This window comes from Pseudochelatococcus contaminans, assembly GCF_014195635.1.
Classification (GTDB): domain Bacteria; phylum Pseudomonadota; class Alphaproteobacteria; order Rhizobiales; family Beijerinckiaceae; genus Pseudochelatococcus; species Pseudochelatococcus contaminans.
Genome location: NZ_JACICC010000004.1, coordinates 380,905 through 394,874, shown reverse-complemented (window position 1 = coordinate 394,874; position 13,970 = coordinate 380,905). Strand labels below are relative to the sequence as shown.

Genomic DNA, 13,970 nt, shown 5'->3' with positions numbered 1-13,970 from the left:
GTTCCCTTGGGTTTGCGTGCTGATTCCGTGCGTACCGTTTTTCTCATTCTCGTCGCGCTTGCCGTGGCCGCCGTCACGGGGCTGGGGTCGGCTTACTACATGACGATGGGCGAGCCGCCATTCGGGCAGGCGCGTGTGGGGCCTTGGCAGGCGTGGCCGGAGATTGGCTCTGCCGCGGTCGATCCATACGCGCGGGCGGTCGTGGCTCGCGAGGGCGCGTTGCCGCTCGGCGCAGGCGAGGGGCTGGCCTTTCACGCCGTCGAGGATAGCGAAGGACGCGCGTTCGATAGCGCCTGTACATATGCGGTGAGGGGCGGTGTTCCCGTCTCCCGGGCGTGGACGTTGACCGTTTTCGACGACGCGGGCGACATGCCCTCCAACGCCACCGGGCGCAACGGGTTCACATCGCACGAAATCCTCCGCACACCCGATGGGGCCATCGACATTGCGCTGGCGCGCGATGTGCAGCCGGGAAACTGGCTGATGCTGCCCGGACAAGGCGGGTTCCGGCTGATCCTGCGTCTTTACGGTACGTCGGTATCGGCGATGACAGGCGTGATTGAGGACGGCGGCCTGCTGCGGATCGACAGGCTGGCTTGCCCATGAAGGAAACGCGCGCTCTTCGGATAGACAGTGCCCTTGGCTTGCGCAGGCAGCCTGCGCGGCGCTGGCCGTGGCAGATGCTGGCCCGTTTTTCGGGGGCGTTCGTCTTTGCCATTCTCTTCGGTCTGGTGCTGGGGGCGTTGGTGCATATCGTGGCGGTGTTCGCCATTCCCTATGCCGGCACGCGTGACGCCGTGGCCCGGCTGACCAGTGAGGCGGCGGCGCGCGCGCCCCTGCCGGTGGAGCCCGGTCAGGGCATTTTCAACCCGCCGTGGCCCGATCCGGCGTTTATCACGATGGTTTGCCGCTTCGATCTTGCGAAAGGGGCGCAGCATGTCCGCGCTCAGGTTCCAGATGGTTTCAGCGGTCTTTCACTGCATGCACCGGATGGCAGCGTGCTGTATGCCGTCACGGATGAGGTGGCGCAGGCGGGGCAACTGTCCCTGCTGGTGCTGACGCCGGAGCAGGCCCTCGACGTGCCGCTCGACGAGGCGCGCGATGTCCGCTTCATCGTGCCTGCCCGCCATGGCGTCGAGGTTCAGCATGGGCTGGCGGTTTACCGCGTCATGGTGCCGATGCCGAGCTTGCGCGACACTACGCGTGCGGTGGCCTCCAGCCTGCGCTGCGACAATTATCGATGATGGCATAGTTCGCGGCGCGTGTTTCGCACCTCCTGTTTTGCCGTGATTTGCCCTCCGCCAGAGGGGCCGATTCGAACGCAAACTGCTCTGGCATATCCCGCCGATCCCGGTTATTGAGACGACATGGCTCCACCTCTTCTTCTGCTTCAGGATATTCATCTCACCTTCGGCGGCACGCCGCTGCTCACCGGCGCGGAGATTTCCGTGTCGCAGGGTGAACGGCTTTGTCTTGTCGGGCGCAATGGTTCCGGCAAGTCGACGCTGCTCAAGATCGCGGCCGGTGATGTGCATGCCGACAGCGGCACGCGGTTCGTGCAGCCGGGCGCGACCGTCCGCTATCTGCCGCAGGAACCGGATCTCTCCGGTTTCGACACCACGCTGGCCTATGTCGAGGCAGGGCTGGGGCCGGGGGATGCAGCTTATCGCGCGCTCTGGCTGCTGGAACAGCTTGGCCTCACCGGTGCGGAAAACCCGAAAAATCTGTCAGGCGGTGAAGCGCGCCGCGCGGCGCTGGCCCGTGTGCTGGCGCCCGAGCCGGATATTCTGCTGCTGGATGAGCCGACCAACCACCTTGATTTGCCGGCCATCGAGTGGCTGGAAGGCGAAATCCGCTCGATGAAGTCGGCGCTCGTGCTCATCAGCCATGACCGGCGCTTCCTCGAAAACCTGTCGCGCGCCACGGTCTGGCTGGATCGCGGTATTGCGCGCCGCCTCGAAAAAGGTTTTGCCGCTTTCGAGGAATGGCGCGACACCGTGCTGGAGCAGGAGGAAATCGAGCATCACAAGCTGGCGCGCAAGATCGCGGCTGAAGATGACTGGATGCGCTATGGCGTCACCGCACGGCGAAAGCGCAACATGCGCCGTGTGCGTGAACTGTCGGACATGCGCAAGGCTTTCCGCGAGCACCGCCGCGCTACGGGGTCCGTCACCATTACGGTGACCGAAGGCGAAACCTCGGGCAAGCTGGTGGTGGAAGCAAAGAACCTGCACAAGCGCTTCGGCGAGGGTGCGGACGAGCGCGTGATCGTGGATGACTTCTCCATCCGCATCCTGCGCAGCGATCGCATTGGCGTCGTAGGGCCGAATGGCGCAGGCAAAACCACGCTTCTCAACATGCTCACCGGCGATCTTGTGCCGGACAGCGGCACCGTCAAGCTTGGGGCCAACCTGCAAATGGCCTTCCTGGACCAGCGCCGCGCCACGCTATCACCCGAGACGACGCTCAAGGACGCGCTCACCGGGGGCGGTACCGATACCGTAACCGTAGGCGGAACGGTCAAGCATGTCGCAAGCTACATGAAGGACTTTCTGTTCTCGCCCGACCAGTTGAACACCCCTGTTTCCGTGCTGTCTGGCGGTGAGCGCGGGCGGTTGACGCTGGCGCGCGCACTGGCCCTACCGTCGAATTTTCTGGTGCTGGACGAACCGACCAACGATCTCGACCTTGAAACTCTCGATCTGCTGGAAGAGATGATTGCCGATTATCCCGGCACGGTCATCCTCGTCAGCCATGATCGTGACTTTCTGGACCGCACGGTCAATGCGGTGGTGGTCTCGGAAGGGAAGGGGCATTGGCAGGTATACGCCGGCGGCTACACCGACATGCTGGCCCAACGCGGCGAGGGCGTAACCGCGCGCGCCGCCGACACCCGGCCCGCCGCAAAATCGAAACCCGCAGCGACATCAACAGCCGTGGCTGAGACGGAGAAAAAGCGCAAGCTCTCCTACAAGGAAAAGCACGCGCTCGAAACCCTGCCGGAGCGGATCGCGGCGCTGGAACGCGATATCGCTAAACTGCAAAATCTGTTGGCCGACCCCGAGCTTTACAGCCGGGAACCCGCCAAGTTCGAAAAGGTCAACACACTGCTTGCGAGAGCCGAACAGGACCGCGCGGCATCGGAAGAAGAGTGGCTGCGGCTGGAAATGCTGCGCGAAGAGCTGGAAGGCTGACTTTGGAGTAAAAAAACCTTCGGGCAAGGCGGTGTGCGCTTTGCTCGAAGGTTTTTTGGCCCGAAGGTCTTTTATCAGAGCGGGTGTGGAGCCTACGGCTCCTTGAAAGCCCGGTTGAAGCTGTCCAGCAACGGCCGGGTAACATAGGTGGCGAAAGTCCGCTGTTCCGTCTGGATGAATGCCTGAACGGGCATACCCGGATAGACCTTGTCCGCCGAAATGCCTTCCGGCAGGTCGTGAGTGGGCTCAATCCGCGCCAGGAAATACGGCACCTGAGTCTTTTCATCCGTCAGGCGGTCGGCAGAGATGTAGGCCAGTTGGCCCGTCACTTCCGGCGTCACGCGCGCGTTGAGGGCGATGAAGTGCATGCGCACTTCCTGCCCCACCTTCACGTGGTCGATATCCTTGACGGGGATGTGCGCCTGAACCAGCGGTCTGTCGGTGGTCGGCAGGATTTCCGTCATCATCTCACCCGGCCGCACAACGCTGCCGATGGTGTTGTGATTGTTGCGGACAACGATGCCCTTTGCCGGTGAGCGCACGACCGTACGGGTCAGGATATCTTCGGCGGCGCTCAATTGCTCCTGCGATTCGCTGATTTCGACGCGGAGAAGGTTGAGATCGGCGGAGGCCGTTTCAACGCGCTGCGTCTCAAGACGGGCAACCTGCTCGCGCGCCTCAACTTCCTGAATGTCCACGTTGAGGATGTCGGCGCCGAAGCGACCGGCCTGTCCTACCAACTCGGCCTCTGCGCGCAGCAGCGCCGTGTATTCCGAGCGGTTCGTCAGGCCCTTTTCGAGCAACCCGTGCTTGCGTTCGCGTTCGTCGCGCACGACATGGAGTTGCTCTTCCACCGCGTCTTTCTGCGCCTGAAGACCCTCGCGCTGCCGCCCCAGCGAATGAAGGCGCTGGCCCAGGATGAGGCGCTCCTGACGATAGCGGGCGAGGCGGATCTCGAACTCCTGCCGCTGCTCATCAAGATAGGATTTCATGCCGGCGTTCTCTGCCGCGTCCTTGAGATCCGGAGAAAAAGCCAGCGTTTCCACGCTCCCGCGTTCGGCGCTGAGGCGTTCGGCGCGAATCATGGCCGAGAGCAGCTTGGCGCGGATGCGATTGCGGTTGGCGGCGGCGGAGGTGTCGTCGAGCGTGAAAAGAACCTGCCCGGCGTCAACCCGCTCGCCCTCCTGCACGGCAATTTCGCTGACGATACCGCCTTCGAGGTGCTGGATGCGCAGGTTCTGACCGGCAGCCGCAACCACGCCTTCCGCCACGACAGCACCCGAGATGGGCGCGAAAGTCGCCCATCCCAGAAAGCCGAAGACGAAAAGCGAACTGGATGCGGCGCTGAGCAGCATGGGACCGCGGGTGTCGGAGCGGACACCAGCCGCCCAATCGGGCTTTGCTGGCTGAGTGCTGTTGAGTTTTACCATGACGCGCTCTTATCCAATAACCTGAGAGATGCGGATGCCCGAGGCGCCGCCATCGGGACGGCTGGCGGAAGCTTGCGCGGGAGCAGGGGCGGGTTGACCTGGCTCACCCTGACCGGATGCACCCTGGGCAGCTCTTGCCCGCGCGGCCTGCCGTTCCATCAGTTCCTGCCGTGTGCCGTAGTCCTCGATATGTCCTTCCCGAATAACCATCACGCGGTCGGCGCGGTCTGCGACAAGCTTGCGCTGGGTCACGATGATTACGGTCGTGCCCCGGGCGCGGGCGGCTTGCAGGGCGCGGTCCAGAGCCTGCTCGCCATCGGCGTCGAGGTTGGCGTTCGGCTCGTCGAGAACCAGCAGCTTCGGCGAACCGAAAAACGCACGCGCGAGGCCGACGCGTTGCCGCTGTCCGCCGGAAAGGCGCACGCCCTCCGGCCCGATCCACGTGTTGTAGCCGTTCGGCAGGCCGAGAATGACATCGTGCGCGCCAGCCGTCTGGGCGGCCCGCACGATGGCCTCATCATCCACGTTCGGGTTGAAGCGGGCGATGTTCTGCGAAACTGTGCCGGGGAGCATATCGGCATCCTGCGCGAGATAGCCGATGTAACGGCCAAGAACATCCTGGTCCCACTGGGTAATATCCGCGCCATCGATGCGGACGATCCCGGACCACGGCTTGACCGCCCCGACGATGGCGCGCGCCAGCGTGGATTTGCCCGCGCCGGAAGGCCCGATCAGCACGACGCAAGTGCCGGCGGGGATAACGGCGGAAACACCTTTGAGTATGGGATCACCCTGCCGGCTGCCGGGAGTGGTGACGACCAGCTTTTCAACTTCGATCCGGCCAGCAGGGGCGGGCAAGGCGGTGGGCTCCCTGTCGACGCTGTCATCGCCGAGGGCCTCGGAGAGGCGTTTCCATGCTTTGCGGAAATCGGCGAATGCCTTCCAGCCGCCGATCACCTGATCGATCGGTTGCAGGCCGCGGCCGGAGATGAGCGATGCAGCGAAGATCATGCCGGCCGTCATTTCCTGCTCCAGCACCAGATAGCCGCCGTAGCCGAGGACGGCGATCTGCAAGCCCATGCGCAATACGCGGGAAATGCCGGCGAAAATGGAGGAAAGGTCGTTGGCCGCTCCCTGCTGGGCCATGGCCTTGCCTTCCCGCTCGCCCCACGCCAGCGTGACGTTGCGCACCATGCCCATCACGGTGATGCTGTCGGCGCTGCGCGCGAAGCCCTGCGCCATCAGACCGGCGGAAATGGAATCGTCGCCCGCGCGGCCAAGAGCCCGTTCGGACATCCATTGGTTAGCCAGCGCAACGATTAGCAGCGCAACGGCGCCGATAATGGTGAGCCAGAACAGGTTCGGGTGGATAAAATACAGAATGCCGATGAACAGCGGTGCGAACGGCATGTCCATGAAGCCGAGAATGGGCTTGCCGCCGATGAATCCCCGGATCATTGCAAGGTCGCGCAGCGGCTGAATATCGCCCAGCGGTGCGTAGGAGCTTTTCAGCGAAGCGCGCAAGGCCTGCTCGCTGCCTGCGATGCCGACACGGGCGGAAATTCGCCCGCTGATGATGCCGCGCAACGCATCCAGAATTCCCAGCAGAAGCACAGCACCGCCGGCAAGAATAGAAATATACAACAACGTATCATATGACGCGGACGACAGAACGCGATCATAGATCTGCAACATATAAAGCGGCTGAACCAGCAAAAGAACGTTCACAACGGCAGAAATCAGGAAGAGCCTGAAAAGTCCCGACCGTGCGATCTGGATAACATTATCAATTGTAGACACCGGAGGCACCTCACAGCGTGAAGACGACCGTCGGCATGAGTTTTGCCGGCAAGCCCAACGAATGGGCGTATGTAGCGCATTAATATGACATATGTGTAATAATCGACGCCAAAACAGACAAATATGTCGTGGCCACTCAAGATGAATGTCTGGAGTTGGCTCTTCTGTTGATGCAGGTGCCCGGGAGAAGCAAGGATTGGATATGGTGTGCGCAAGGATTGGAGCGCTGTCAGATGAAATTGAGTCCTGATGCGTGCTATCAATATTATATTTCATCAAAGCTCGCGGTTAAATTGGTGGGTTCGCGCGAGAGCGTATCGCCCCGTTTATCGCTCTGCGCGACACTTTCCGCTTTTCCATAACGAGGTTGAATAAATATACGCGGGGGCAGGCTTGTTCATGACCTTGTCATGGCATGAATGCAGTGAAATAAAACTGCCCAACATTGCTGATTGAACGCTGGAAGAGGTGACGACATGAATGCCGCAGCTGAACGGGGTGAACTAGTCAGCCTGATCGCCCCCATGCTGGAGCCTTTGGCGTCGCTGCTGGAAGCTTTCGGCGTTGCCATCATCATCATCGGCGTCGCGCTGGCCACTGTCCGTTATGTCAGGGATGTGGTGAGCGGTTCCGGAGAAGCGGCTTACGATCAGTATCGCGCCAATCTCGGGCGGGGCATCCTGCTGGGGCTGGAGGTGTTGATCGGTGCGGATATCATCGCCACGATTACATCGCCATTGACGTGGGAAAGTGTCGGGCTGCTTGGCATGATCGTGCTGATACGGACATTCCTCAGTTTCTCGCTGGAAGCGGAAATCGAGGGAGAATGGCCGTGGCGTCGGGCAGCGAGCCAGCGGGCGGCGGTAAGGCAGACTGCGAAGGCCGAAACGCAAGGCGGCGAGGAAGGCCAAAACTCCTGAACGGTCCGGCCTTCCCGAAGTAAGAATAGGGTCAATGCCTGAGCAAAGCGGGGAACAGCGTTCCCGTGGCATCGGCCATCATCTCGACCGCGATGGCGGCCAGGATCATGCCCATGATGCGCTTGGAAATCGAAAGTGCGGAAGGTGACAGCCCGCGGCTGAGGAACGGTGAGGCTGCCAGAAGAATGGAAAAGCAGATCACGTATGCGATGAGACCCGCATAAAAACCGATTTCTCCGCTCACGCCCTGTGCAGATTGGCCGATGATGATGATGGCGGCAATCGTGCCGGGCCCGAACGTCAGCGGAATACCGAGCGGATAGATGCCGATCGTCTCGCCGGCTTTCGGAGCCTGCTGCTCCTGCTCCGATCCGGCATGTGTGGGGCTGTTCTCACCACGCAGCATATCAAGCGCGATCATGAGCACGATAAGGCCGCCGGCGAACTGGAAGTGCGTCACGTCGATGCCGAATATCGACAGGATTTTTTGTCCCGCAAGGGCACAAAGTGCAGCGCCGACGGCAATCGTAATAATCATCTGCAAGATGACGTTGCGTTGCTGCGCCTGACTCTGACCAGCCGTCATTGCCAGAACGATGGGGATGCAGCTTAGCGGGTTCATGATCGCGAAAAGAGCGGCGAATATTTTCGTCGCAATAATCCAGTCCACGGTTTCGTTCTCCTCGATGATGCCTTGGAGGCGTATCGAAAGCGGCGCATGGCGGCCACGTCGGGGATGAGTTGCTGGATATCCGGGTGCAGTAAGGGAATGACCTGACACTTCGGTATGAAGTGGCGCCTTTATTGCAAAAAATTGGCATCAATTCAATAATTATATTATTATTCCGTTCTCATATATATCACGAATAAATATTATAGATGTTATTATCTCTGATAATATATATTATAGTCATATTTATCAGCCTTCATTCTCCTGGGCAGTCCGATGCTTCGCCCTGTCTGGTTTCAAAAGCAACGATCTGCATGATGAAAACGATGTGGTCTGACCGTTAGCGGGAGCATGTCTTCATTGACGGAGGGCTATATCTGTATCAATGCTGATGATGATACCCTCTCTGCATAATTGGTAGGGCCGGAAAATGCCACAGGGCCGTCAGGCTGCCGCTGTTGTCCGGAGTTTGGCCCGGAGCCTCGAACTGCGATCTGTCGGGTTGGCGCCCGAGTATTTCAACCGAACGGAGGGTTACCGTGCGGCTCTCGCGGTTGCGGTGCCGCTGGCGCTGGCCGTTGCGACGGGGCATCCGGAACTGAGCTGGGCCGTGTTCGCGGCCTTCTGGACGTGTTTGTGCGACAGTCCCGCGCCGGATCGTCTGCGTCGCAAACTGCTTGGCGGTTTTGTGGTGTTTGGCACCGCCATGGCCTTTCTCGGCTCCTGGGCGGCGTCTTTTGGCGCGGTGGAAGGCATGACGACCGGCCCGTTGCTGGTGTTCGTCGCTATTCTGGCGTCTTCCGCCGTCGCCTATGGCGCGATGACAGGCACTTTGCTGGCTGTTGTCGGTGTCGTCGCCATCGGCTTTCCGCTGCCGTTGGAACGGGCTGCTTTACAGGCCGCGGCATTCTTTTGCGGTGCGCTGTGGACTTATTTGCTGATCAACTTCATCTGGCGAATGGATGAGGCGACCCCGTTGCATCAGACCGCCGACTCTGTCGTGAACCGGCTGGCGGATATGGCGTCGGATCTTGTTTCGCTGGCAAAAAATCCGGATGCTGGACACGACAATGCGGAGCATCGGCGCACGGTGCGTCTGGCGCTGGAAAGGCTGCGCGGCTTGCTGGCGCGCTACGCCGGGGAGCCCGCAGCCGTTACTGGCCGATACCTGCGCCTGCTCGACGCGGCGGAGACCATTTTCAGCGCCCTGATCGCGTTGGACCATGCATTCATCCACCGCCAGGGGCCGGCACATGAACGGCTCATCGTCGCGCGCTCACTGCGGACGGCCTTGCTCGGCGTGCGACTGGTGCTCGATGATAGCAAATCGCGTGACGCGACACTGCGATGGGGCATGGAGCGGTTGCGCGGAACACGCTCCCGGCTGACCGACGACATGATGATCGGTTGCCTGATCGCTCTGGAAGAAGCCATGCTCGTGCTTCTCGAACGCAAGCCGCCGCTTGAGCAGCTCGCCCCGCTTCCCCCCGTCAGCCTGCGGGTGGTGTGGCAGCGGCTGAAGGGCGGCCTGCGTCAGGCTCTGCGCCAGTCTGCCGGTGTGGTTGCGGTGTATTATGCGGCGCATGTTTTCAACCTTGGCTATCCCTACTGGGCGACCATGGCGGTTATCGTTGTGCTGCAGGGCAGTGCGCGCATTACGTGGATCAGGTGTCTGGAGCGCATTTTCGGCAGTTTGCTTGGCGGCGCCGTGGCACTTGGCCTGTTGCAATTCGTCTCGTCGGAAATTGCGCTGTCGGTGATATCCGTTGTGCTGGCGGCGACAGCCATCGCCTTGCGCACGGTTAATTACACGATCTTCGTGATCTTCCTGACGATGCTGTTCATTCTGGTCACTGAAATGCTTCAGCCAGGGGTGGGAATCGCTTCTGCGCGGATGCTCGACAACCTTGTTGGCAGTCTCGCGGCGCTGTCTTCCGTGCTTGTACTGTGGCCGGAGTTCGGGCCGGCCTTGCAGCGGCGGATCGAGGCCGGGCTTGAGGCCAACCGCGCTTACGCCGACAGGGTGCGGGCGGAAGCATCCGCGCCTGAGGTGCATAAGTCCCGCCGTGCCGCAGGTCTTGCGAGCAGCGAGGCCGAGATCGCTCACCACGATCTCACGCGGTTGCTGCATCGGCGGCATCGTCTGTCATTGAAGGATGCCGCCGCGTTGCAGGATCTCCGCAACCTTGCCGGGGAAGGCGCTGCCGGGTGGCACCGGCTTTTGGCCGTGCGCGACCGCGATCACCATCAGGCCGATGAGACATCGCGTGGGTAAGGGGGCATCGCCCGCTTGGCTCATGCCTGCGTTCGCGGGCGGAAGGCAAGTGCGAGCGCGGCGCCTGCCAGCGACATTCCCCCGGTGAGGGCGACGATGGCGGACCATCCGCCATGCTCCCAGAACCATCCACCAGCCGAGCCGACGATGCTGGAACCGACGTAGTAGAACAGCAGATAGAGCGAAGCGGCGTGCCCCTTGTAAACTGTGGCCAGCCGCCCAACCGAGCTGCTCGCTGCTGCATGGCCGATGAAAAAGCCGGTTGTCATCACCGAAATGCCGGCGATGATGCCGATGAGCGGCACGGAGAGGGTGAGCAGCGTGCCGGCAAGCATCAGCGTAAAGCCACAGGCAATGACGCCCCGTGCGCCGAAATGCACCATCAGGCTGCCGGTGATGCCGGATGAGACGATGCCGAAGCCGTAGGCAAGAAAAATCAGGCTCACCTGCGTCTGGCTTAACTCATAGGGCGGTTCGGATAACAGGAATGTGGCGTAGTTGAACACCGTTACGAACACGCTCATCAGCAGGAAGCCGATGAAATAAAGCCGCAGCAGGCCGCGATTCCACAGATGGCCGCCCCATGCTCGCAGGTGAAATGCAGGGTCCAGGTTACGTGTCGGTGTGAAATTGCGCGAGCGCGGCAGCAGCAGGATGAAACCGACGGCGCAGGCAAGACACAGCACGCCGAGTGCGACCAGCGCGATCCGCCACGACACGAATTCGGTCAGCGCGCCCATGCCGACACGCCCGGCCATGCCGCCGAACGCCGTGCCGGCAACGTACAGACCCATCGTCCGGCCCAGATGAGCCGGTTCGATTTCCTCTGCCAGCCACGCCATGGCGACAGCCGGCACACCGCCGAGGACGAGCCCTTCCAGCGCGCGGGCGATCAGCAGGCCGTGCCAATCCGGCATAACGGCGGCGACGATGTTAAGGAGCGCTCCCAGCATCATGGAGGCAAACATCAGGCCCCGTCGGCCCAGAACCTGTGAATAGGCCCCGCCCAGAAGAATCGATACGGCCAGCATGCCGGTAGTCAGCGACAACGCCAGCGAACTCGCCGCCGGCGTAACGTTGAACGTGGCGGCAAAGGCCGGTAGCAGCGGCTGTACGCAGTAAAGCAGCGAGAAGCTGGCGAAGCCGGCCAGAAACAAAGCCAGTTCCGCCCGCCGATAAGCCGGCGTGCCCTTGGAAATCCACACTGGCGCAGGGCGCTCGTTGCGAGGCTCGTCAGGTGGCAGCGATTGATGGGCCATGATCCACCGTGTTCCCGCAGTATCCTCTCCGGCGGCGCGGTTAGCGATGGGCCGGGTGATCCAACATCTCTGTTCCGGCATACGCCGTGCTAAAGCGTTTTCAAGCAAAGTGGATACCGCTTTGCGTGAAGAAAACGCGTCAAACCAAGAAGATAGAGCATTTCGGCGTTTCAACGAAATGCCGAAATGCTCTAGAATCGCCGCCAAAGCGACAGCTCGCCAAACGCGCCGCGTTTTGACCACCCGGCGGAAGCGCGCGCTTCCACACCGGCAGGCAACCGGATGGCCGTTACATGAGCGCCGAAGCGTGATTCTTCTCCCGCTGAGGATACCTCCGGGCCAATCCACGGCAAGCGTTCACTTGCTTTCCGCCCGATGGCGATGCGCCATGAGGCATAGTCGGTTGTCGCCTGAACGCGTCCTGTCGCCATCCAGCCTGCGTTATCCCACCAGACATCGGCCGATGCCACGGGCCTCAAGGTGGTTGCGGCCTCGAAACCGCCTAGCAGCGTCACGATGGTTTTATGCGTCGACACCCGCCATCCCGCCATGGCTGCGGCGCGGTTCTCGGGTGTGAGGGATCGGCCGGTTTCTGCGGAAAATACCGGGCCGGAATGGTCCAGCCCGTTCGGGGCCATCATCCAGCCAATTCCGCCATATCCTCCATCAGCCGTGGCATCGACCGAGGCATACATGAGGTGCCTTGCATCGCCTGCGCGGACGGGCGGGGCATCGAACCATATGGCGGCAATGGCAAGCGCGAGCGCATGATATGGCGCGCGGAGAGGCGAGGGGCGTAATGCTGGCTTGCCTTGAAGAAAAAAGGCTGGCGACGTCAACAGGTTGCAATTCCCTGAAACCGAGACAAAGTCTCGCGCATCTGAACAATAACTTATCCACGCTATCAAGGAATGCGCATGTCATGCAAGCGTCATAAATTAATTTTTGCAATATATATTTAGATGCATATTATCAATATTTCCGATATGAAAACAATTAATAATTTATCTATTTAAATATATTGCATAATAATTTTTAATTATATGATTTTATATCAATATAATTATCAGTATATTTTAATTATACATATTCGCTATCGCTGTTCCAGCTGCCCATCCTGAGGACCAGGCCCACTGAAAGTTGTAACCGCCGAGCCATCCTGTGACATCGACAACCTCACCGATGAAGTAAAGCCCCAGCACTTTCTTCGCCTGCATGGTGCGCGAGTCGATTTCGCCCGTATCGACGCCGCCCAGCGTGACTTCCGCAGTGCGGTATCCTTCCGTGCCGATGGGGTGCAGCGTCCAGCCGTTCAGCGCCTGCACCAGCGCTGACAGTTTCTTGTCGCTCATGTCGCCGATATTGCCGGTTATCCCGAGCTGTTCGGCAAGGTATGCCACCAGCCGTTTCGGCAGCAGATCGGCGAGAACGGTCACCATGGATTTGCGGCCGTCTATCTGCCGTCGCTCCCGCAACGCGGTGAGGGCATCCTGTTCGGGCAGCAGGGTGACGGTGATCGGCTCGCCCTCGCGCCAATACGACGAGATTTGCAGGATCGCGGGACCGGATAAGCCGCGATGCGTGAACAGCATCGCTTCGGCAAAGCGGGCACCGCCGCCAGCAACCTCGACAGGCGTGGCAACGCCGGCCAGCGGCTTGAACGAGGCGAGCACATCCTCACCGAATGTCAAAGGCACTAGCCCCGGCCGTGTCTCGGTGACGGCGAGGCCAAACTGTTCAGCGATGCGATAACCGAAGCCGGTTGCGCCCATTTTGGGGATGGACTTGCCGCCGCACGCCACCACGAGATGACGGCATGAAACGTTATACGCCGCGCCGTTTTCCTCTACTGCTAGGGTAAAGCCCCCGTCGGCATGCTCGATGCTGCCGATGCGGGTTTGGAGCCGCAACTCCGCGCCGCTTGCGGCAGCTTCATCGCAAAGCATGTCGACGATGAGACGGGCGCTTGCGTCGCAAAAGAGCTGGCCGAGCGTCTTTTCATGGTAGGCGATGCCGTATTGGTCGACCAGGGCGATGAAATCGTGCTGCGTATAACGGCTCAAAGCCGACTTGGCGAAGTGCGGATTGGCCGAGATGAAGCGCTGCGGCTTGACGTGCAGATTGGTGAAGTTGCAGCGCCCGCCGCCGGAAATGCGAATTTTTTCGCCCGGCGCCTTTGCGTGATCGACGATCAGCACGCGCCCGCCCGTTGCCCCGGCATGCGCGGCGCACATCAGCCCCGCGGCTCCCGCGCCGATGATAACGGTGTCGAACTGCTGAACCCGATTTGCCATGCGATGCTATCCCTTCGCAACGAGCCGCCTCGACCGCAAGCTGCGGCTCTCACTGGCCGTCGATTCAGGAATCGGGCCAGTGCATCGTTTCATAGAGGTCTTTGCCGCCGGATGGAATCGTTCCGCCA

Annotated in this window: 11 protein-coding genes; 5 read left to right on the top strand and 6 right to left on the bottom strand. The window is 60.9% G+C overall.

Annotated elements, in window-relative coordinates:
- Window positions 1–12: 12 nt before the first annotated feature.
- The 3 genes from FHS81_RS10395 to FHS81_RS10385 all read left to right on the top strand — a co-directional run bounded on the left by FHS81_RS10395 (window position 13) and on the right by FHS81_RS10385 (window position 3,194).
- On the top strand, window positions 13–606 hold the full coding sequence (locus FHS81_RS10395) for a DUF1214 domain-containing protein (RefSeq protein ID WP_183752647.1): 594 nt from the start codon (window positions 13–15) through the stop codon (window positions 604–606).
- Complete coding sequence (locus FHS81_RS10390) at window positions 603–1,244, top strand: DUF1254 domain-containing protein (protein WP_183752645.1); 642 nt, start codon at window positions 603–605, stop codon at window positions 1,242–1,244. Before FHS81_RS10395 ends, FHS81_RS10390 begins: the two co-directional genes overlap by 4 nt.
- 123 nt (window positions 1,245–1,367) lie before the next feature.
- Window positions 1,368–3,194, top strand: a complete 1,827-nt coding sequence (locus FHS81_RS10385) for an ABC-F family ATP-binding cassette domain-containing protein (RefSeq protein WP_183752643.1) — start codon at window positions 1,368–1,370, stop codon at window positions 3,192–3,194.
- A gap of 92 nt (window positions 3,195–3,286) precedes the next feature.
- On the opposite strand, the gene FHS81_RS10380 is transcribed toward FHS81_RS10385, so the two are convergent.
- Together FHS81_RS10380 and FHS81_RS10375 are read right to left on the bottom strand one after the other, a co-directional pair.
- Entirely contained in the window at window positions 3,287–4,624 is a 1,338-nt protein-coding gene (locus tag FHS81_RS10380; protein WP_183752641.1) for an HlyD family type I secretion periplasmic adaptor subunit, read from the bottom strand.
- Between the two features lie 9 nt (window positions 4,625–4,633).
- The gene (locus FHS81_RS10375) at window positions 4,634–6,424 is read right to left on the bottom strand and encodes a type I secretion system permease/ATPase (RefSeq protein ID WP_183752639.1); all 1,791 of its coding nucleotides are present in this window, start codon (window positions 6,422–6,424) and stop codon (window positions 4,634–4,636) included.
- A gap of 476 nt (window positions 6,425–6,900) precedes the next feature.
- Here FHS81_RS10375 and FHS81_RS10370 point away from each other — a divergent pair, with 476 nt between their 5' ends.
- A complete protein-coding gene (locus FHS81_RS10370; protein WP_183752637.1) occupies window positions 6,901–7,344 on the top strand; it encodes a DUF1622 domain-containing protein in 444 nt (147 codons plus the stop codon).
- Between the two features lie 31 nt (window positions 7,345–7,375).
- Here FHS81_RS10370 and FHS81_RS10365 read toward each other — a convergent pair whose 3' ends face one another.
- Entirely contained in the window at window positions 7,376–8,014 is a 639-nt protein-coding gene (locus FHS81_RS10365; RefSeq protein WP_183752635.1) for a MarC family protein, read from the bottom strand.
- Between the two features lie 430 nt (window positions 8,015–8,444).
- On the opposite strand from FHS81_RS10365, the gene FHS81_RS10360 reads away from it, so the two are divergent.
- Window positions 8,445–10,289: an FUSC family protein gene (locus tag FHS81_RS10360; protein WP_183752633.1), complete on the top strand. Its 1,845-nt coding sequence runs from the start codon at window positions 8,445–8,447 to the stop codon at window positions 10,287–10,289.
- A 20-nt stretch (window positions 10,290–10,309) separates the two neighbouring features.
- On the opposite strand, the gene FHS81_RS10355 is transcribed toward FHS81_RS10360, so the two are convergent.
- The 3 genes from FHS81_RS10355 to FHS81_RS10345 form a co-directional block, all read right to left on the bottom strand.
- The gene (locus FHS81_RS10355) at window positions 10,310–11,548 is read right to left on the bottom strand and encodes an MFS transporter (protein ID WP_183752631.1); all 1,239 of its coding nucleotides are present in this window, start codon (window positions 11,546–11,548) and stop codon (window positions 10,310–10,312) included.
- A gap of 191 nt (window positions 11,549–11,739) precedes the next feature.
- On the bottom strand, window positions 11,740–12,243 hold the full coding sequence (locus FHS81_RS10350; protein ID WP_183752629.1) for a cellulose biosynthesis protein BcsS: 504 nt from the start codon (window positions 12,241–12,243) through the stop codon (window positions 11,740–11,742).
- Window positions 12,244–12,624: 381 nt separating this feature from the next.
- On the bottom strand, window positions 12,625–13,842 hold the full coding sequence (locus FHS81_RS10345; RefSeq protein ID WP_183752627.1) for a BaiN/RdsA family NAD(P)/FAD-dependent oxidoreductase: 1,218 nt from the start codon (window positions 13,840–13,842) through the stop codon (window positions 12,625–12,627).
- Window positions 13,843–13,970 lie beyond the last annotated feature (128 nt).